The organism is Halodurantibacterium daqingense (assembly GCF_042666235.1).
GTDB classification, from domain to species: Bacteria; Pseudomonadota; Alphaproteobacteria; order Rhodobacterales; family Rhodobacteraceae; genus Halodurantibacterium; species Halodurantibacterium daqingensis.
Map to the genome: position 1 here is coordinate 583,202 of NZ_JBHTFQ010000001.1, position 18,575 is coordinate 601,776.

Sequence of the window (18,575 nt, forward strand, 5' to 3'; positions counted from 1 at the left end):
GCGTCAGATTGGGCGCCATGGCCGGGCTGGAGACGGGGCGCAAACTGCCTCTGGCCGGGCGAAGTTCCCCATCGACCGGAGGTCCCTCATGTTTCTGGCAATCGGTGCAAGCCTTACCGGCCTTGCCGTCCAAACCGCGAGCCGTCGGCACCGCATCCGTAACCTGCAACCACCGGTCGTCGCCTGGGGAGACAGTCTGACGGCAGGGGCCGGGGTGACGGGCGCGGGCCGACGTTATCCGGCTGTCGCCTCCGGTCTGTTCACGCCGCCGCGTACCATTCTCAACGAAGGGATTGGTGGCCAGACCTCCACGCAGATTGCGGCACGACAGGGCGCGGTGCCGATCCTGGTGACTGCCACGGGGCCGCTGCCTCTGCGGCTGGCGCGCGAATGGGATTTCTCTGGCGGGCTGCAGGGCTGGATGAGCAGGGCGGCCGCCAACCCGCCGGCACAGGTTCGCACCGAGAACGGCGCCCTGGTCATAGAGGCGCTGGGCACACCTCAGACCGGGGCCCAGGTCTGGCTGGGGGAAACGCTGCCGCAAGGCACTGTCTGCACGGTAGAGTTCGACATCGATCTGGGTGGCGGTGGCTGGGTCGAGGTGGGGCTGGCCAACGCCCCTTCGGCCGGCCATGCCTCGGGCGACTGGTCTGCGACGCTCGGGTTCTCATCTGGCGGACGCAAGAGCCTGACCTTCACCGTCGGCACTGCCCTTTTACCTACCGCAAACAGCCTGCTGGTCATGCCCCATACCCGTGTCGGCACCTATCGCATCCGCGACATGCGGATCAGTACCCGATCTCAGGTGGGGCTGGGCGCCAAGTCGGTCAATGTCCTGACCAACAGCGGCGCCTTCAGCGGCAGTATCAACGGCAGCATCGGCGGGGTTTCCGGAACGATCACAACCGATGCCGCCGGTAACTGGACCTTCGCGCGCAGCACCCCCGGGCCGAGGGTCACCCTTGCTGCAGACAGCGTGTTCGTGCCGGAGAAATCCGTCAGCCTGCGCGATCACGACGCCTGGATCTGGGCCGGCCGCAACAATTTCTCCGATCCCGCCCGCGTCAAGGCCGATATAGCGGCCATGGTTGCGCATCTCGGCCATGGACGATTCCTGGTGGGGGCAGTACTCCCCAGCGCGAACGACACCGCTTCGGGCGTGGCGATGATCCAGGCCCTGAACGCGGATCTTGCTGCGGCCTACGGGGTGCGATTCGTCAATCTTGTCGGAGCGCTGCAGGCTGCCGGAGATGGCACCGCGGGGGACGCAAGCGATATCGCCGCAGGGCGCATCCCACGGTCGCTTCGGTCGGATGCGATACACCTGAACGATGCGGGTTACGCGGTCGTGGCGACCGCGATGGCCGCGGCGGATCAGGGCACCGCCTGACGCAGGCCAACCCCCATCGCCTGCAGGGCCCAGGCCGTCAGCTCTGGAACAAGCTGCCCGGCCGCCGCGTCGAAGGCTGCGACAAGGTCCAGCGTCTGCGTCGAGGCGGCAGCGGCCGTCGCCTCGAACACGCGCGCCCCGCGAATACTGGCATCGTCTTCCCGGACAAGCCGCGCGGAAAGCCGGATGCGGACCATCGCGCTGCGGCCGTCCGGCTGCAACTCGGCCTGGAAATCGGTCAGCTCCGAGATCAACGCAAAGTCGCCCGACAGGCCCAGCGGCCTGCGCCCGACATAGCGCAAGGCGCCGGCATCCTCGAAGGCGCGCAGAAGCTGGGTCTGCACCATGGCGGGGGTGGAATCGGACCAGCGTGCATTCGGCAGATACTGGGCCTGCAGCGGATTGGGCCGGATCAGGATCCGGTCGGTATCCAGGGCCCCGCGCGCGTTCGGCTCTTCGATCACCAGGTCGCGGCCCGTGGCACCACTTGCCGCAAAGCCCAGCTGCGCCGGGCGCAGATCATAGACATCGGGCGGTTCGGCCGCGTCACCCAGGGCCGAGATCGCCGCACAGGCCGGAAGCAGCGCCACAAGCGCCAGCGCTGCAAGGGGACGAAGAAAGCGGGTCATCATGGCGTCTATTCCTTTCAGCGTCTGAACTCGGGCGTCTGGCGGCCCAGGAAGAAGCGTGCAGGATCACGCTCGATCTGGCTGGTCAGACGTTCCAGCGTGCGCACAAGGCCACGGGCCTCTTCGGCGAGCCGCGAGAACTGCGGCAAGCCCGTGGCGGCGAAGGTCTGGATCGAGCCGCCTGAGGTGACGATCACGCCCGAGACCTCGTCGATGGTCGAGCTGGCGCGGGCCAGCATCGCCCGCAGATCTGCGGTGGCGGCGGGAATATCATCGGCAACCTGCGCAACGGCGGCATCGATCCGTGCCAGGGTCGCGCGAAGATCAGCGGCAATCGCCCCCACTTCGTCGTTGATCACCCGGTCGGCGCTGGAAAAGGCCTGATCGGCGGTGGCAAGGGTTTCTTCGGCCGCGGCCATCGCGGTTTCAATCGCCACAAGCGTTTCATTCGCATTTGCAAAGGTCTCGGTTGCGACGGTGAACGCCTCCGAGGCATCATCGGCAAGCCCATCAAGCCGGCCGGTAAAACCGGAAAGATCCGCGCTCAGATCGGTGATCGCCTGTCGCGCGGTTTCACTTGTCGCGCGCACATCCGACAGGATCAGCGGCAGATCGGTTTCCGCCATGCGGCCGAGGTTGTCCATCAGCGTGTTCGCGCCCGCGATCGCGTCGCGCGCCTCGCTCAGAAGGGCGGTGCCCTCGTCTGCCAGCAGCGTATCGAACCGGGCCGCCGCGCCATCTACGGTTTCCAGCGTCCGGTTCAGGGCGCTGATCGTTTCATTCGCGGCATTCAGTGTCGCCTCGGCCTGGTTCAGCCGAGCCGTCGCCGCGGCTCCGGCGTCGCTGAACTGGGCAAGCGTTCCACGCGCATCGCTTGACAGCAGGGCAATTTCGCCGCGCACCGTGGCGGCAGCTTCGCTCAGGTTGGCGATCAGGATCTGCAGATCGTTCTGCATCAGGCGCTGGCCCTCGGTGAAGGCCCCTTCGGCGGCCTCAAGCGCACCCGTGCCCGCATCCAGCGTATCCTCGGCCCGGCCGGCAAAACGGGTGAATGCCTCGAGTGCCGTATCGGCCGTGCGCAGTGTCGTGGTGGCGACCTCGGCGATCTCGCTCAGGTTCGAGGTGAAATCGGCAATGTCGCCCGTCGCGCTCGAGATGCTGCCGGCGATTCCGGAAAAGTCGTCCAGCGCCTGCTCCAGCGCGCCGGAGGATTGTTCCAGATTGCTCAGGATATTGGCGACACGCTGCTGGTTTTCCTGCCCCAGAAGATCGCCCACCTGCCGGATGACCTCTACGGCTTCGGCGATCAGATCGGGCGCATCCTCGGTCAGGGTCTGAAACACCGAACGTCCCGCCCGGATCAGCGGCACCACCTCATCTGTTGCATCGTACAGGAGCGGCGCATCAGGGCTTCCAGGCGTGATCGCGATATAGGAGACGCCGGTCACACCCTGAGATTCCAGCGTCGCGATACTGTCGACGCGCACCGGGGTTCCGGCAGCCACCTCGATGCGCACCCGCACCCGGCCATCCCCGCTGGGATCAAGCCCCATCGACACGACCTGACCCACAGGAAGCCCGGAAAACCGCACGGTGCCCGCTGCGGCAAGGCCCGAAACGGTTTCGAAGCGGATGTCATAATAGGCGAACTGGCGGTTCAGCTCGAACCGGGCGAACCACATGAAGAACAGCAAGAGGCCCAGAAAGCCGGCAAGCGTGAACGCCCCGATCAGAACGTAGTTCGCGCGTGTTTCCATGGCTATCCTGCCCTTCCGTCTGGTTCGCGCGCATCCTGTGCGGCGCGGGCGCGGGGCCCGTGAAAATATTCGTGGACCCAAGGGTGATCGACCTGCAGCATATCGGCCATGGTCCCCGTCACCAGCACTTTCTTTTCGGCCAGCACTGCGATCCGGTCGCAGCAGGCGTGCAGCGTGTCCAGATCGTGAGTCACAAGAAATACCGTCAGCCCCAGCGTCTGGCTGAGCTGACGGATCAGAACGTCGAAGGCCGAGGCGCCGATCGGATCAAGCCCCGCCGTGGGTTCATCCAGGAAAACGATTTCCGGATCAAGCGCAAGCGCGCGCGCAAGGCCCGCGCGCTTGCGCATCCCGCCCGAAAGCTCGGACGGGTAGTTGTCGGCGGCCTTGGCAGGCAGGCCGGCCAGGGCGATCTTCATGTCGGCCAGCGCCCGGCGCAGGTCTGGATCAAGCCCCTCGATGCCGCGTAGCGGCACCTCGACATTTTCGCGCACCGTCAGCGAAGAAAACAGGGCCCCGTCCTGAAACATCACCCCCCAGCGCAACTCGATGGCGCGGCGGGTCTCGGGATCGGCGGTGCGCAGGTCGGTGCCCAACACCTCGATCGTGCCCGAGGCCGGCTTTACCAGGCCGACAATCGATCGAAGCAGAACCGATTTCCCCGTGCCCGATCCGCCGACGATCCCCAGAACCTCGCCGCGCCGCACATCAAGGTCCAGCCCGTCGTGGACGACATGGGGGCCAAAGCGGTTCACCAGCCCGCGCACCCGGATGGCCAGATCCTCGCTCACATTCCGACCCTCTGGAAGAAGATCGAGAACAGCGCATCCGCCACGATCACCGTGAAGATGGCCGAGACCACCGACTGCGATGTCCTGCGGCCAAGGGATTCGGTGTCGCCCTTGACGCTCATGCCGCCCTGGCAACCGACGACGCCGATGATGACCGCAAAGACCGGCGCCTTGATCATGCCTACCAGCAGATGCGAGACATCCGTATCCTCGACCAGCCGCGCCCGGAACATGCCGGGCGAAATGCCCATGTCGAGCCAGGCCATCAGCGCGCCGCCGAAGATCCCCATGACATTGGCGATCAGCCCCAGGATCGGCAGCATCAGCAGCAGGGCCAGAATGCGCGGCACGATCAGCGCATCGGCGGGGTTGACGCCAAGCGTCTGCATCGCGTCGATTTCCTCGCGCATCTTCATCGCGCCGATCGCGGCGGTGAAGGACGAGGCGGTGCGCCCCGCGACGATGATCGCGGTCAGCAGGATCCCCAGTTCCCGCAGGATCGAGATCGCGATCAGGTCGACAACGAAAACCTCGGCGCCGAACTGGCGCAACTGGGCGGAGCCCTGGAAGGCCAGCACCACCCCGATCAGGAAGGCCATCAAGGCCACGATGGGCACGGCCTTCAGCCCGACCTCCTGGCAATGATGGACAACCGAGGTGATGCGCAATTCCCGCGGATGCAGCAGGTTGTGAACAAGCCGCCCCAGGAAGATGCCGAGATAGGCCGTCAGTTCGATCTGGTACCGCGCCGCGCCGGCCATCGCCTCGCCCAGGGCTGCCAGACGGTCGGTTGCCGTCATGCGGCGCGGCGGCTGTTCGGTCTGATCGGGCAGGGTTTCCGCGACCGTGTCGAGAAGGGCGGCTCGCTGGTCGCCAAGGCCCACAAGGTGCAGATCGGTCCCATCGGCACTGCGGCGGCGACGCAGGTCGGCCAGAACGTAGGCGCCGGCGGTATCCATCCGTGTCACGCCCGACAAGTCGATCTCGGCCGCCTGGGTGCGTGCAAGATCGCGGTGCAGCGCCGAGGCGACATGCAGCGTGAGCGCACCGGTCAGCGCAATCCCCCGATCCGTCTGCGTGATGTCGAAGCCGTCTTCTGCCTGCACGTTCGTCCCCGCGGCCGGGGCCGCCTGTTGGTCATGTCCACCCAATCTATCCGCTTCTGAACGCCTTCGTCCAGATCAGGTCAGTTCCAGCAGCCGGGCGGCACCTGCAACAGGCTCAGCCGCTGCCCCTCGGCCGTGCCGGGGCCGGCGGTCCAGCCCAGCACTTCGCGCTGTTCGACTGCGGGATCGTCGCAGGCGCGTGCCTGCCCGGAGAAGGTGAGGTAGAGCATCGGCCGGTCCAGTCCAGGCGGGATCGGATAAAGCAGCGCGTAGTGATGCGGCACCGGGTTGCGCAGAGGCAGGGAATAGATCGAAGGCCCCCCGTCGCGCGTTCTGTAGAACAGATCGGCAAGCAGGCCGCGGTCATGGGCGACGATCACGTCAAGGCCCAACTCTCGGGCGGCGTCGAGCGCGCGGCGGCTGATGGCTTCCTGGCCAAGGTGCCGTTTGAGGAGCAGAACTCCGTCCGGGCGGCGCAGGGTTTCGGCCTGCGTCACCGCAACCGGCAAGGCCAGCGCGATCAGCCCGTTGATGACCAGCGATGCGATCATCAGTCGCGGTGCGCGATGCGACAGCCAGACCGCCGCCAGCACCACACCCGCGACATAGCTGCCCACCGCCCAGTTGGCATAGGCGCGCGAGATCAGCGCCTGGACCAGCACCACCGTCAGGGCGGGAAGGGCCAGCAGCAGAAGCGCGCGTGTATCCTCGTCCTCCCAGGTCCGACGCAGGAACAGGATCTGCGCAAGGATCGCTGCGAAGACCAGCGGCCCGGCGACGGCGAACTGTTCCGCAAGAAAACGAAGCGCATTGCCCCAGTTCAGCTGGAGCCCCTGCCAGGCGGCATTATCGGCCGTGTGGCGCAGCGTCGCCATGTCATGCTGGAGGTTCCACAGAACGTTCGGCAGCACGACCAGCCCGGCCACCAGAAGCGCAACCACCCCGTCGCGCAGCGCGATCCGCCATGTCGGGACCAGCGCCACGACCAGCCCCAGCCCGACAAACACGTAGGCCATCGCGTATTTCGACATCATGCCCAGACCGAGGCACGCCCCCAGCAGCAGCGCCCCGCCAAGCGACGGCGCGGCCCGCAGCTTGACCCAGCACACCAGCGCGGCCGCAAGGAAGAACAGCATCGGCGTGTCGGTCGAGACGAGGATGCTGCCCAGCGACACGGCCGGCAGCGTGGCATAGCTAATTGCGGCGACGGCAGCCGTGGGCAGATCCACAAGCTCTTCGGCCAGGATCAGGATCAGCACCGCCGTCAGACCGTGCAGGATCGGTAGCGCGAGGCGGATGTCGAACCCTTCCTCGGCGCCGGTCAGGAAGGTCGTGGCGCGGATCACCCAGCCGATCATCGGCGGCTTGGAATAATGACCGAAGGCCAGTTCCCGGCCCCAGAGCCAGTACTGGCTTTCGTCGACAAACAGGTCGATGCCGGAGAAGGGCAGCAGGGCCACGCGCCACAGCGTCAGGCCAAGGATGGCCAGCAGCGCGAGGCTCAGCCAGCGGCGGTCAGTGTGCGTGACGTTTTTCGGCATGGATCAGCCAGAGATTGCGCGAATAGATGACGAGGCCGGTGCTTTGGCCCAGGATGAACACCGGATCGGCGCGGTAGAGCGCATAGCTGAACAGGACCATGCCACCGCCGAGCGAGAAATACCAGAATGCCATCGGAATGACCGAGCGCCGCTGACGTTCCGAGGCCAGCCACTGCACCAGAAACCGGGCGGTAAACAGAAGCTGGCCGGTCAGACCGATCAGGACCCACCAGAACTCGGTCCAGCTGTTCACGTTCAAGATGGACCACAGGTGCTGGATGCTCATGGGTCTTGTCCTTCCGTTACCTCGATCGGCCGCACCAGCTTGCGCCGCCGCAAAAGCCAGGCCACGCCGACAAGATCGTGAACGCCCACAAGGGCGCGTTGCAGGTTGTTATAGTTCGATTGTCCCGCCTGTCGCGGCCTGTGGGTCACATCGACATGGGCAATGGTCCAGCCGTCCCGGGCGAAGAGCGCCGGCAGGTAGCGGTGCTGATGGTTGAAGAAGGGCAGCGCCAGATAGGCCTCGCGGCGAAAGGCCTTGAGCCCGCAGCCGGTGTCGCGCGTCCCGTCCCCCAGCACCCTTGCCCGCAAGCCGTTGGCAAGACGCGAGGCGATCCGCTTGGAAAAGGTGTCCTTGCGCCCCTGTCGCTGGCCGGCCACAAGTGCCAGATCCGCCGGCGCCCCGGGCGAGAGCAACGGCGCCAGCAGCGCCGGAAGCTGATCGGGGGGGTTCTGACCATCGCCGTCCAGCGTGGCCACGATCGGCGCCCGGGCGTGCAGCACGCCCGAATGAACCGCCGCAGACTGCCCGCCCGAGCGTTCGTGCCGTATAACCCGCAGCCAGGGCCGCGCCCGCGCCAGGTCGCGCGCCAGCGTTTCGGTCGTGTCGGTGGACCCGTCGTTGACGATGATCAGCTCGAACGGACCCAGCGGTGTGCAGGCGGCCTCGATTTCATCGACCAGGGCTGCGATGTTGCCGGCCTCGTTCTTCATCGGCACGACGATGGAAAAGCGTGTCACGTCCTGCATCCCGTGCTGTTTGGTCTTCATCGGGGCTTACCCTCTCGGGCGGGTGCCATCAAGGCGTGGCATCGCATCGGCTCCGAAGTGGCAACGCCCTGCCAAGCCCATTGCCGTGGATATCGCGCGACATGCCGCGCGGCCTCGCGCCTCTGCGCCCGCCGCAACCGCCCCGTATCGCGCGTTTTTTTGCCTGGACGCCGAGCGAAAGGTCTTGCGCTGGTCCCGACGCTCGACTAAAAGCCGCGTCACGCCAGCGTGGCCCGTTCGTCTATCGGTTAGGACGCCAGGTTTTCAACCTGGAAAGAGGGGTTCGATTCCCCTACGGGCTGCCACTTTCCCCAAGATAGGTTGATGGTGCCTGACAGATTGTCAGAACGCTCTCCGGGCCGAGCATGTTGCAGCGGCCTCCGCGCGGAACATGGTTTCCAAGTGTCATCCAAAGGCTGCGAAGCCGCCGGCGACAAGGTCCGCTGCGCGTCGGTGTTGCAGGCATGCCCATGGGATCAGGATCACGACAGCGTCGTCTTCGAGCTACCGTGCTTCGATCTGGCATCACCCGGGTTATTTCGCGCGACCGCGCGCCGATACGCCCCTGGGGTATTCTGCGCCCGACCGGCGCGCATCGACGGCCTCGAGAATCAGGGCGTTCAGAGACATTGCTCGCGCATCTCGTCGCCCTGGATATCGTGCTGACCCTTGGGAGGGCCCATGGAGAACATTTCTCATGATATCATGTCTGGCACAGGTTTGGCGTTCATCTTGGCAGGGGCATTGATCACGGCGAAGGCCGTCATTCTGAGGGAGGAGGATGCGATCGACATCGGATGTCGTGTCTTGCAGGCGAAACGCCTGTCCATGGTGCAGAATCTTCTGCGATCATCTCGCGCGGCGCGGCGTGGTCTTCTGCTCATCGCCGGGGCACCGCTTTGCAGCCTGCGCCCATTCGCTGGAGAATTGCGTTGCACGGATGGGCATGAGAGATCTGCCCAGCAGCCAGCCCATTGCAATGCAAGGAAACCATGGCAGCCCGTAGGGGAATCGAACCCCTCTTTCCAGGTTGAAAACCTGGCGTCCTAACCGATAGACGAACGGGCCATGTTGGCGTGACGCGGCTTTTAGGGCAGGGCGCGGCGCCGTGCAAGCCCGATTCTTGCGAAATCCTGACGCGCGTGATCACGCCAGTGCCGCATCCTCAAGCCGGAGCTGAACCCGGTTGCGTCCGCCCCAGGTATTGATCTCGAGCCGGCCTGCGACATGGAACCGTCGCCCGCCATGGCCCTCGATCATCGGACCCAGCGCACAGTCGAAGGCACCGAAGCAGACCGCGTCGATCGAGGCGCCCATACCGTCGGTAAAGCAGAACCGGAGATGGTTTTGTCCCATGCGCCGCAGCCCGGTCAGCGCAACGTCCGGGAAGGCAAAGCGCGGGGCAGGTGCGCCCGCGCCGAAGGGACCCGCGGCCTCGATCTGCTCAACCAGTTCGGGCGTTGCCGCGCCGGGCATCAGCAAGGCGTCAAGCCGCAGATCCTGCGGCCCCATGCTGCCCGCGCCCTGGCGGGCCAGCAGATCGGCAAGTCGCGCCATCGCCGGTTCCAGCGACTCGCGGGTCACGGTCAGGCCGGCGGCCATCTTGTGCCCGCCGCCCTTGAGCAAAAGCCCCTCGGCGGCGACACGCTGGATCGCCGCGCCCAGATCAACGCCCGTCACCGAACGGCCCGATCCCTTGCCGATTCCGTTGTCGAGGCCGATGACCACGGCGGGGCGGTTGGTCGCCTCTTTCAGCCGTGCCGCGACGATGCCCACCACGCCCGGATGCCAGCCCTCGCCCGCCGCCCAGACAAGGGGGCCATCGACACCGCGTGCCTCGGCCTGGGCCATCGCCTCTTCTCGAACGCGGTTTTCGATCTCGCGGCGTTCGGTGTTCAGCTCGTCCAGGCGGCGGGCCATCGCCTCGGCTTCGTGCGGATCCTCGGTGGCCAGAAGCCGCGCGCCCAGATCGGCCTGGCCGATCCGCCCGCCCGCGTTCACGCGCGGCCCCAGCAGGAAGCCCAGATGATAGGCATTGGGCGCCGCGTCCATGCGCGCCACATCCGCAAGGGCGACAAGACCGGGCCGCTGGCGCCCCGCCATGACCTTCAACCCCTGGCGCACCAGCGCGCGGTTCACGCCCACCAGCGGCGCCACATCCGCCACCGTCGCCAGCGCCACCAGATCGAGCATGGCCAGAAGGTCCGGGCCCCGGGTGCCGACCCCGCGAAGCTGGCGGTTCGCTTCGACCAGCATCAGGAAAACGACGCCCGCCGCGCAAAGATGCGCAAGGCTGCCGTCCTCGTCCTGCCGGTTCGGGTTCACGACGGCCAGCGCCTCGGGGAGGGTTTCGCCGCCCAGATGGTGATCGAGCACCACCACATCGGCGCCTTTGGCCGCAGCGATGGGTTCATGGCTCAGGGTGCCGCAATCGACGCAGATGATGAGATCATGGGCCTCGGCCAGCATCTGCATCGCCGGGACGTTCGGGCCATAGCCTTCGTCGATCCGGTCGGGAATGTAGAGCGTGGCCTGCCGGCCCATCTGCCGCAGCCAGCACAGAAGAAGCGCGGCCGAGGCGCCCCCATCCACATCATAATCGGCAAAGATCGCGATCCGTTCACCGCGCTGCACCGCTGCCACGAAACGTGCCGCGGCGGCGCCCATGTCGCGCAGGACCAGCGGGTCGGGCAGCAGGTCGCGCAGGGCAGGGGCGAGGAAGCCCGCCGCCTCGGGCGCGGACACGCCGCGGCGCACCAGAATGCGGCAGAGCGCGCCCGGAAGACCCGTCTGCTGGGCCATCGCCTCGGCCAGCCTGTCGTCCTCGGCGCCGGGGCCGACCCAGCGCCGGCCAAGGGCCGAAGCCTCGACGCCCAGAAAGGCGGGCGTCCTCACTTCGCCGGGGTGCGGTAGGTCATCCGGCGCACGGATCCTGTCTTGGAGCGCATCAATACGGTTTCCAGTGTGAACCAGCCCACTTCGCGCTTGATCCCCGGCAGGATCGAGCCGTCGGTCACACCGGTTGCGGCAAAGATCACGTCCTGGGTCACCATCTCGTCGCGGGTGTAGATGCGGTCGAAGTCGGTAATGCCGGCGCGGCTGGCGCGGCTGCGTTCCTCATCGTCACGGAAGGTAAGGCGCCCCCACATCTGCCCGCCCATGCATTTCAGTGCGGCCGCTGCCAGAACGCCCTCCGGCGCGCCGCCAGACCCCATGTACATGTCGATCCCGGTCACTTCGGCTTCGGCGCAGTGAATCACCCCTGCCACGTCGCCGTCGGTGATCAGCCGGATCGCCGCCCCGGTCGACCGGACCTCGGCGATCAGATCCTCGTGCCGGGGGCGCTCAAGGATGCAGACGGTGATATCCGCCGGATCGCAGCTTTTCGCGGCCGCCAGCGCGCGCACCCGTTCGGCGGGCGACATGTCAAGGCTGACCACATCCACGGGATAGCCGGGGCCGATCGCCAGCTTGTCCATGTAGACGTCGGGCGCATGCAGCATCGAGCCGCGCGGCCCCATGGCGATGACCGTCAGCGCGTTCGGCATATCCTTGGCCGTCAGGGTCGTGCCTTCCAGCGGGTCAAGGGCGATGTCCACGGCGGGGCCGTTGCCGGTGCCGACCTCTTCGCCGATGTAAAGCATCGGGGCCTCGTCCCGCTCGCCCTCGCCGATCACCACCACGCCGTTGATGTCCAGCATGTTCAGCTGGGTGCGCATCGCGTCCACTGCCGCCTGATCTGCCGCCTTCTCGTCGCCCCGACCCACGAAACGAGCCGAGGCAAGGGCGGCGGCCTCGGACACTCGGGCGAGGCCCAGCGACAACATGCGGTCATGGAATTCTACAGGAGCGGTCATGGGAATATCCTCTGGTTGGTCACTGGGTACGAAAAGTCAGACGGCCTCGATACGGATCGCGACCGGATCGCCATGCACCACCCCCGTCGCGGCAAAGCTGCGAAGTGCGTGATCAATGGCGTCGCGGGTGGTCTTGTGGGTGACGATCAGTACGGGCGCGGTGGTTTCATCATGCCCATACTGCCGCATCCGGTTGATGGAGATACCCGCATCGCCCAGGGCTGCGGCCACCTTGGCCAGCGCGCCGGGTTTGTCCAGCAGGGTCATGCGCAGATAGAAGGGGGCGGCCACGGCGGCCTTGGCGGGCGTGGGTTCCGTCAGGCGGGCGGCGGGCTGTCCGAAGGTGGAAAGCCGCGTGCCGCGCGCGATGTCGATCACATCGGCCATCACTGCACTGGCCGTCGGCCCCTGGCCCGCGCCCGCGCCGCGCAGGACGATCTGGCCCACGCTGTCGCCTTCCAGCACCACCATGTTCGTGCCGCCCTGCAACTGGCCCAGCGGGCTGTCGGCGGGAACAAGGCAAGGGCTCATCCGCTGTTCTAGGCCGCGGCCAGTCATCTGCGCCACCCCCAGAAGCTTGATGCGATAGCCCATGTCGGCAGCGTGCCGGATATCCTCGATCGCGATGCGCCCGATGCCCTCCAGTTCAACCGCATCAAAGCTGACCCGGGTTCCGAAGGCAATCGCGGCCAGCAGGGCCAGCTTGTGACCGGCGTCGATGCCGCCCACGTCAAGGTTCGGATCCGCCTCGAGGTAACCCAGCGCGCGGGCTTCCTCGAAAACCTCGTCATAGGGCAGGCCCGCATTCTCCATCCGTGTGAGGATATAGTTGCAGGTGCCGTTCATCACTCCCATGACGCGGCGCATCTGGTTCGCCGCCATGCCCTCGGTCAGGGCTTTCACAACCGGGATGCCGCCCGCGACTGCCGCCTCGAAGCGGATGACCCGGCCCGCGGCCTCGGCCATTTCGGCAAGGGTCTGGCCATGATGGGCAAGAAGGGCCTTGTTCGCCGTCACCACATCCTTGCCGGCGGCGATCGCGGCCTCGGTCGCCGCCTTGGCGGGGCCATTGTCGCCGCCGATCAACTCGACGAATACATCCACATCCGGGCGCGTTGCGACGGCGGTGGCGCTGTCTTCCCAGGCATAGGCCGACAGATCAACTCCGCGGTCCCGCGTGCGATCCCGGGCACAAAGCGCCGAGATGGTCACCGGCCGGCCCGACCGCGCCTCGATCAGCGCGGCGTGGTTCTGGACGATCTTCACCACCCCCATGCCGACGGTTCCCAGGCCAGCAATGCCAAGGCGCAAGGGTTCGGACATGATGGGTCTCCGTCGATCAGGGTTGTCGCTGGGTTGTTAGCCTGTTGCGCAATCCGGCGCAACGCGGCTTGAACCGCTCAGCGCGCGCCCTCCAGACGCGAGCGTTCGTCGGGATGCAGAACGGGGCGGCGCAGGGCGGCAGCGCGTGCCCGCAGGGCCGCCGCGCGGACCTCAAGCGTTTCGGCCGTCGCCGGCGCGATGGAGACATCATCGGCCCGTGCGGTCAGCGTTTCAAGCGGCACCAGCGCGGGGTAGTCCCCGTCTGGCGGCGCGGCGCAGCCTGCAAGGCACAGGCAAAGCGGCAAAAATGCGGAAAAGCGGGGCATCGGTCATCCTTGGCAGAGATCGCGAGCTTACAGGGCGCGGGGGGCAGGGGGCAAGGCTGCCGGCCGATCCACGCCGGCCCGTGGCACTGGCGGCCGCGACACGCACATCGCCGATCTGCCGCGCGATTTGCATTGTGCCACGGTCCGATTTGTTTAGGTTGCGGCCATGGCACGCAAGACCGGATCGCATTCCGACATCACCGGCCCCCGGGTGCGCGAAGCGGCCCTGCGGCTGTTCGCGCGGCAGGGCTATGCGGCGGTGTCGATGCGCGGCCTTGCAGCCGAGGTGGGGGTGCAGGCCGGGGCGCTTTATCTTTACACCCGCGACAAGCAAAGCCTGCTGTTCGATCTGATGAAGGGCCATATGGATGATCTTCTGTCCGCCTGGGCGGAAGAGCCGAAGGGCGACGGCCCGATGGCGCGGCTCGAGGCGTTCTGTCGCTTTCACATCGGGTTCAACCTGGAACGGCCCGATGCCGTCTTTGTCTCCTACATGGAGCTTCGCAACCTTGAACCCGCGAATTTCGACGTGATCGAGGCGTTGCGCAAGGCCTATGAAACCGAACTGGAAACCATCCTGAAAGAGGGCGTGGACGAAGGCATCTTTGCGGTGCCGGACACCAAGCTGGCCACGCTGGCGCTGATCGCGATGCTGACCGGCGTCACCACCTGGTATCGCGAAGGTGGGCGGCTGTCGCGGGCGCGGGTAGGGCAGATCTACTGGGACATGGTGCGCAAATCTGTCGGTGCCTGATCTTTGTGCTTTTGGGGTGTTTTCTTCAGCTTTGTCGCCTAGGCTCACCGTGCGGCCGAAACCGCCAATGAACAGGAGTGTCGTATGAACGTCGTCGCCGAGCCGAGCTTTCGGGAATCCGTGGATCTTATGTTCAATCGCGCAGCTGCGCTGATGGATCTGTCGCCCGGGCTCGAGCAGAAGATCCGGGTCTGCAATGCCACATATACCGTCCGCTTCGGTGTTCGGCTGCGCGGCAAGATCGAGACCTTCGTGGGCTATCGTGCCGTGCATTCCGAACATATGGAGCCGGTCAAGGGCGGCATCCGCTATGCCCCGAACGTGCATCAGGACGAAGTCGAGGCCCTGGCGGCGCTGATGACCTACAAATGCGCGCTGGTCGAAACACCCTTCGGCGGCTCCAAGGGCGGGCTCTGCATCGACCCGCGCCAGTATGACGAACACGAACTGGAACAGATCACCCGCCGCTTTGCCTATGAGCTGATCAAGCGCGACCTGATCCACCCCAGCCAGAACGTGCCCGCCCCGGACATGGGCACCGGCGAACGCGAGATGGCCTGGATCGCCGATCAGTATGCGCGGATGAACACCACCGACATCAACGCGCGCGCCTGTGTCACCGGCAAGCCTCTGCACGGCGGCGGCATTTCAGGCCGCGTCGAGGCGACCGGGCGCGGCGTGCAATACGCCCTGCGCGAATTCTTCCGCCACCCCGAGGATGTGGCCAAGGCGGGGCTGTCGGGTACCCTGGACGGGAAACGGATCATCGTGCAGGGCCTTGGAAATGTGGGCTACCACGCCGCGCTGTTCCTGTCGCAGGAGGATGGGGCGCGGATCACCACGGTGATCGAGCGTGACGGCGCGATCGTTGATCCCGAGGGGGTTGATATTCCCGCGCTGCGCGACTGGATCGCGAAACACGGTGGCGTACGTGACTGCCCCTTCGGCACCTATGTGGAAGACGGCGCCGCCTTGCTGGAGGCCGAGTGCGATATCCTGATCCCCGCGGCGCTGGAAGGGGTAATCAACCTCACCAATGCCGCGCGAATCCAGGCCCCGCTGATCATCGAGGCAGCGAACGGCCCGATCACCGCCGGGGCGGACGAAATCCTGCGCCGCAAGGGCGCGGTCGTCATTCCCGATCTTTACGCCAATGCCGGCGGGGTGACCGTGTCCTATTTCGAATGGGTCAAGAACCTGTCGCATATCCGCTTCGGCCGGATGCAACGCCGCTCGGAAGAGGCACATTATCAGCTTCTGGTGGATGAGCTGGAGCGGCTTTCGGCCGACAAGGGCCTGGGGTGGGAGCTGTCGCCCGACTTCAAGCGAAAGTACATGCAGGGCGCGAGCGAACTGGATCTCGTGCGGTCGGGGCTGGATGACACGATGCGCACCGCCTACCAGTCGATGCGCGAGGTCTGGCACAGCCGCGAAGAGGTCAGCGACCTGCGCGTCGCAGCCTATATGGTTGCCATCGAGCGGGTGGCGCGCAGCTACCGGTCCAAGGGACTCTGACGAAGCACGTTGGGCTGCGCCACTGACCCCGGGCAGCGGCGCAGCCCAGATCGGTCGGCTGGGGCGAGAGGCCGCCAACCACCGTTCCGCCGCAAGGGGTCGGGGTGGCGGCGCAGGCTACCGGGTGGCAGCGGCACCCGGGCTGCCCCGCAACGACTCGCGAACCGTGGCAGTCTTGGCTGTTGTGATGCGTCCGGCGTTTCGGGGCCTGCCAGAGCCCTTCCGGGGGACAGAGAGGGCCGGAAGGGCCGGTGACATGCAGGGGGCCATATCCGGCCGGCAACGGCTCCGGGGCTGATCTGTTGCAGCGGCAGGGGCTGCGGCGCCGCTTTGAAACAAGGGTGGAAACCGCATCTTTCCAGGCGTCGGGCCGGGCCGAAGCGGCCCGACCTGATGATGATGGCGTGGCAATCACGCGTCGCGCAAGGAAGGCGCAGAACCTTTCCCGGACCTCGCAGTTGCCCGCGCAATCAGATATGTTCAGCCTGAGCCATGCCCAGCACGTGATAGCCGCCATCCACCCGGATGATTTCGCCGGTGGTATGGGCGCCGTAATCGGATGCCAGATAAACGGCCGTTCCGCCTACCGATTCCAGGGTTGCGTTGCTGCGCAGCGGGGCGTTGATTTCGGTCGTGCGATAGGTGCGGCGCGCGCCGCCGATGGCGGCACCCGCAAGCGTTTTCATCGGTCCCGGCGAGATGGCGTTTACGCGGATCCCCTGCGGGCCGAGGTCATTGGCCAGATAACGCACCGCCGATTCCAGCGCCGCCTTGGCCACGCCCATGACGTTGTAGAACGGCGTCACCCGGTTCGAACCCTGATAGGTCAGCGTCAGGAGCGTGCCGCCCTCGGGCATCAGTTCTGACGCGCGGCGGGCAATGTCGATGAAGGAATAGCACGAAATCACAAGCGAATTGCTGAAGTTGTCACGGCTCGTGTTGATGAAGCGGCCGTGCAGCTCGTTCTTGTCGGAATAGGCAATGGCATGGACAACGAAATCCAGCGTGTTCCATTCCTCCCGCAGCCGTTCAAAGGCGCGGTCAAGCGAGGCGTCGTCGGTGACATCGACATCCACAAGGATCGATGATCCGACCGATGCGGCCAGCGGCTCGACCCGTTTGCCGAAGGCTTCACCCTGGTAGCTGAAGGCAAGTTCCGCCCCTTCGGCGGCCATCGCCCGGGCGATGCCCCAGGCGATCGACCGCTCGTTTGCGACACCCATGATGAGCCCGCGCTTGCCCTTCATCAATTCGGCCATGCGATCCTGTCCCCGATCAAGCGAGATATTTGCTGAAAACCAGCGTGGCGTTGGTGCCGCCAAACCCGAAGCTGTTCGAGAGAACCGAATCGAGTTCGACATTCTCGCGCAGCGTTGTCACGATCTCGTCCTCCCGCAGGGCCGGATCAAGCTCGGTCACATTGGCGGAAGCGGCGATGAAGCCACCCTGAAGCATCAGAAGCGAATAGATCGCCTCGTGCACCCCGGTGGCGCCAAGGCTGTGGCCGGTCAGCGACTTGGTCGAGGCGATCGGCGGCGTGGTGCCTTCGCCGAAGACACGCCGCACCGCCTGCACCTCGGTCACGTCGCCAGCAGGGGTCGAGGTGCCATGCGCGTTGATATAATCGATGCGCCGTCCCTCGGGCAGCGTGGCGACGGCCAGCCGCATCGACCGCTCGCCGCCTTCGCCCGAGGGGGCCACCATGTCATGGCCATCCGACGTCGCGCCATAGCCCGTCACCTCGGCATAGATCCGTGCGCCGCGGGCCTTGGCATGTTCGAGTTCTTCCAGAACCAGCACACCGCCGCCGCCGGCGATGACAAATCCGTCGCGCGTGGCATCAAACGGGCGGCTCGCGGTTGCGGGGCTGTCGTTGTATTTCGACGACATTGCGCCCATCGCGTCGAAGAGGCACGAAAGCGTCCAGTCGAGCTCTTCCCCGCCGCCGGCAAAGACGACATCCTGCTTGCCCAGCTGGATCTGTTCCACCGCATTGCCGATGCAATGCGCGCTGGTCGAGCAGGCCGAGGTGATCGAATAGTTCACGCCCTTGATCCTGAACGGCGTGGCCAGCGTGGCCGAGTTCGTCGAGGACATGCAGCGCGTGACCATGAACGGACCCATCCGCTTCGGGCTGCCCTTCTCGATCACGGTCTGATGGGCCTGGAAGAAGTTCGAGGTGGACGGCCCTCCTGACCCCATGATCAGCCCGGTGCGTTCGTTCGAAACGTCCTTTTCCTCGAGCCCGCTGTCGGCAATCGCCTGTTCCATCGCGAGGAAGTTGTAGGCGGCACCAGGCCCCATGAAGCGCAGGTTGCGCTTGTCGATGTGATCCTCGAGCACGATCTGCGGCATGCCGTGGATCTGGCTGCGGAAGCCGTGCTCGGCATATTCCGGGGCAAAGACGATACCCGACCGGCCTGTGCGCAGGCTCGCCTCGACTTCGGATACGTTGTTTCCGATGGGCGATATGATGCCCATTCCGGTGACGACGACACGGCGCATGTCTGTCCTCCTCATTCTTGCCCCAGGA

The 18,575-nt window shown here is 66.0% G+C and carries 16 protein-coding genes and 2 tRNA genes; 4 read left to right on the forward strand and 14 right to left on the reverse strand.

The features are described 5' to 3' along the window. Positions 1 to 88 precede the first annotated feature (88 nt). A complete protein-coding gene (locus ACFQXB_RS02975) occupies positions 89 to 1,390 on the forward strand; it encodes a hypothetical protein (protein ID WP_377398849.1) in 1,302 nt (433 codons plus the stop codon). Here the strand turns inward: ACFQXB_RS02975 and ACFQXB_RS02980 are convergent. From ACFQXB_RS02980 to ACFQXB_RS03010, 7 genes are all read right to left on the reverse strand, one after another. Then, positions 1,375 to 2,022, reverse strand: a complete 648-nt coding sequence (locus tag ACFQXB_RS02980; RefSeq protein ID WP_377398852.1) for an ABC-type transport auxiliary lipoprotein family protein — start codon at positions 2,020 to 2,022, stop codon at positions 1,375 to 1,377. The genes ACFQXB_RS02975 and ACFQXB_RS02980 overlap by 16 nt on opposite strands. Before the next feature lie 14 nt (positions 2,023 to 2,036). Next, the gene (locus ACFQXB_RS02985; protein ID WP_377398855.1) at positions 2,037 to 3,776 is read right to left on the reverse strand and encodes an MlaD family protein; all 1,740 of its coding nucleotides are present in this window, start codon (positions 3,774 to 3,776) and stop codon (positions 2,037 to 2,039) included. A gap of 2 nt (positions 3,777 to 3,778) precedes the next feature. Next, entirely contained in the window at positions 3,779 to 4,567 is a 789-nt protein-coding gene (locus ACFQXB_RS02990; protein WP_377398858.1) for an ABC transporter ATP-binding protein, read from the reverse strand. After that, on the reverse strand, positions 4,564 to 5,673 hold the full coding sequence (locus ACFQXB_RS02995) for an ABC transporter permease (protein ID WP_377398861.1): 1,110 nt from the start codon (positions 5,671 to 5,673) through the stop codon (positions 4,564 to 4,566). The genes ACFQXB_RS02990 and ACFQXB_RS02995 overlap by 4 nt, the downstream gene beginning before the upstream one ends. An 80-nt stretch (positions 5,674 to 5,753) precedes the next feature. Beyond that, positions 5,754 to 7,214, reverse strand: coding sequence for an ArnT family glycosyltransferase (locus ACFQXB_RS03000; protein WP_377398864.1), 1,461 nt, complete (start codon positions 7,212 to 7,214; stop codon positions 5,754 to 5,756). Then, positions 7,189 to 7,500, reverse strand: coding sequence for a lipid-A-disaccharide synthase N-terminal domain-containing protein (locus ACFQXB_RS03005; protein ID WP_377398867.1), 312 nt, complete (start codon positions 7,498 to 7,500; stop codon positions 7,189 to 7,191). Before ACFQXB_RS03005 ends, ACFQXB_RS03000 begins: the two co-directional genes overlap by 26 nt. After that, complete coding sequence (locus ACFQXB_RS03010) at positions 7,497 to 8,267, reverse strand: glycosyltransferase family 2 protein (RefSeq protein WP_377398870.1); 771 nt, start codon at positions 8,265 to 8,267, stop codon at positions 7,497 to 7,499. The genes ACFQXB_RS03005 and ACFQXB_RS03010 overlap by 4 nt, the downstream gene beginning before the upstream one ends. Before the next feature lie 230 nt (positions 8,268 to 8,497). Between ACFQXB_RS03010 and ACFQXB_RS03015 the strand changes: the two genes are divergently transcribed. Then, positions 8,498 to 8,572: transfer RNA gene (locus ACFQXB_RS03015), tRNA-Glu, on the forward strand. 688 nt (positions 8,573 to 9,260) lie between these two features. Here the strand turns inward: ACFQXB_RS03015 and ACFQXB_RS03020 are convergent. The 5 genes from ACFQXB_RS03020 to ACFQXB_RS03040 all read right to left on the reverse strand — a co-directional run bounded on the left by ACFQXB_RS03020 (position 9,261) and on the right by ACFQXB_RS03040 (position 13,773). Continuing rightward, a tRNA-Glu gene (locus ACFQXB_RS03020) sits at positions 9,261 to 9,335 on the reverse strand. A gap of 78 nt (positions 9,336 to 9,413) precedes the next feature. Next, entirely contained in the window at positions 9,414 to 11,162 is a 1,749-nt protein-coding gene (gene recJ, locus ACFQXB_RS03025; RefSeq protein WP_377398873.1) for a single-stranded-DNA-specific exonuclease RecJ, read from the reverse strand. Further along, positions 11,159 to 12,124 (reverse strand): class II fructose-bisphosphatase, encoded by a 966-nt coding sequence (gene glpX, locus ACFQXB_RS03030; RefSeq protein ID WP_377398876.1) that lies wholly within the window; start codon positions 12,122 to 12,124, stop codon positions 11,159 to 11,161. The genes recJ and glpX overlap by 4 nt, the downstream gene beginning before the upstream one ends. 36 nt (positions 12,125 to 12,160) lie before the next feature. Next, complete coding sequence (locus ACFQXB_RS03035; protein ID WP_377398879.1) at positions 12,161 to 13,447, reverse strand: homoserine dehydrogenase; 1,287 nt, start codon at positions 13,445 to 13,447, stop codon at positions 12,161 to 12,163. A 77-nt stretch (positions 13,448 to 13,524) separates the two neighbouring features. Then, positions 13,525 to 13,773, reverse strand: a complete 249-nt coding sequence (locus ACFQXB_RS03040) for a hypothetical protein (RefSeq protein WP_377398882.1) — start codon at positions 13,771 to 13,773, stop codon at positions 13,525 to 13,527. 166 nt (positions 13,774 to 13,939) lie between these two features. On the opposite strand from ACFQXB_RS03040, the gene ACFQXB_RS03045 reads away from it, so the two are divergent. Continuing rightward, positions 13,940 to 14,527, forward strand: a complete 588-nt coding sequence (locus ACFQXB_RS03045) for a TetR/AcrR family transcriptional regulator (protein WP_377398885.1) — start codon at positions 13,940 to 13,942, stop codon at positions 14,525 to 14,527. Between the two features lie 84 nt (positions 14,528 to 14,611). Further along, a complete protein-coding gene (locus ACFQXB_RS03050) occupies positions 14,612 to 16,042 on the forward strand; it encodes a Glu/Leu/Phe/Val family dehydrogenase (protein WP_377398888.1) in 1,431 nt (476 codons plus the stop codon). Between the two features lie 470 nt (positions 16,043 to 16,512). On the opposite strand, the gene ACFQXB_RS03055 is transcribed toward ACFQXB_RS03050, so the two are convergent. Further along, on the reverse strand, positions 16,513 to 17,301 hold the full coding sequence (locus tag ACFQXB_RS03055) for an enoyl-ACP reductase FabI (RefSeq protein ID WP_377398891.1): 789 nt from the start codon (positions 17,299 to 17,301) through the stop codon (positions 16,513 to 16,515). 16 nt (positions 17,302 to 17,317) lie between these two features. Next, a complete protein-coding gene (gene fabB, locus ACFQXB_RS03060; protein WP_377398894.1) occupies positions 17,318 to 18,547 on the reverse strand; it encodes a beta-ketoacyl-ACP synthase I in 1,230 nt (409 codons plus the stop codon). Positions 18,548 to 18,575: the final 28 nt, after the last annotated feature.

What these genes read in the sequence shown, in the direction of transcription:
- ACFQXB_RS02975 (WP_377398849.1), top strand. Translation starts at nt 89, where the DNA reads ATGTTTCTGGCAATCGGTGCAAGCCTTACCGGCCTTGCCGTCCAAACC.
- ACFQXB_RS02980 (WP_377398852.1), bottom strand. Translation starts at nt 2,022, where the DNA reads ATGATGACCCGCTTTCTTCGTCCCCTTGCAGCGCTGGCGCTTGTGGCG.
- ACFQXB_RS02985 (WP_377398855.1), bottom strand. Translation starts at nt 3,776, where the DNA reads ATGGAAACACGCGCGAACTACGTTCTGATCGGGGCGTTCACGCTTGCC.
- ACFQXB_RS03000 (WP_377398864.1), bottom strand. Translation starts at nt 7,214, where the DNA reads ATGCCGAAAAACGTCACGCACACTGACCGCCGCTGGCTGAGCCTCGCG.
- ACFQXB_RS03005 (WP_377398867.1), bottom strand. Translation starts at nt 7,500, where the DNA reads ATGAGCATCCAGCACCTGTGGTCCATCTTGAACGTGAACAGCTGGACC.
- ACFQXB_RS03010 (WP_377398870.1), bottom strand. Translation starts at nt 8,267, where the DNA reads ATGAAGACCAAACAGCACGGGATGCAGGACGTGACACGCTTTTCCATC.
- glpX (WP_377398876.1), bottom strand. Translation starts at nt 12,124, where the DNA reads ATGACCGCTCCTGTAGAATTCCATGACCGCATGTTGTCGCTGGGCCTC.
- ACFQXB_RS03035 (WP_377398879.1), bottom strand. Translation starts at nt 13,447, where the DNA reads ATGTCCGAACCCTTGCGCCTTGGCATTGCTGGCCTGGGAACCGTCGGC.
- ACFQXB_RS03040 (WP_377398882.1), bottom strand. Translation starts at nt 13,773, where the DNA reads ATGCCCCGCTTTTCCGCATTTTTGCCGCTTTGCCTGTGCCTTGCAGGC.
- ACFQXB_RS03045 (WP_377398885.1), top strand. Translation starts at nt 13,940, where the DNA reads ATGGCACGCAAGACCGGATCGCATTCCGACATCACCGGCCCCCGGGTG.
- ACFQXB_RS03050 (WP_377398888.1), top strand. Translation starts at nt 14,612, where the DNA reads ATGAACGTCGTCGCCGAGCCGAGCTTTCGGGAATCCGTGGATCTTATG.
- ACFQXB_RS03055 (WP_377398891.1), bottom strand. Translation starts at nt 17,301, where the DNA reads ATGGCCGAATTGATGAAGGGCAAGCGCGGGCTCATCATGGGTGTCGCA.
- fabB (WP_377398894.1), bottom strand. Translation starts at nt 18,547, where the DNA reads ATGCGCCGTGTCGTCGTCACCGGAATGGGCATCATATCGCCCATCGGA.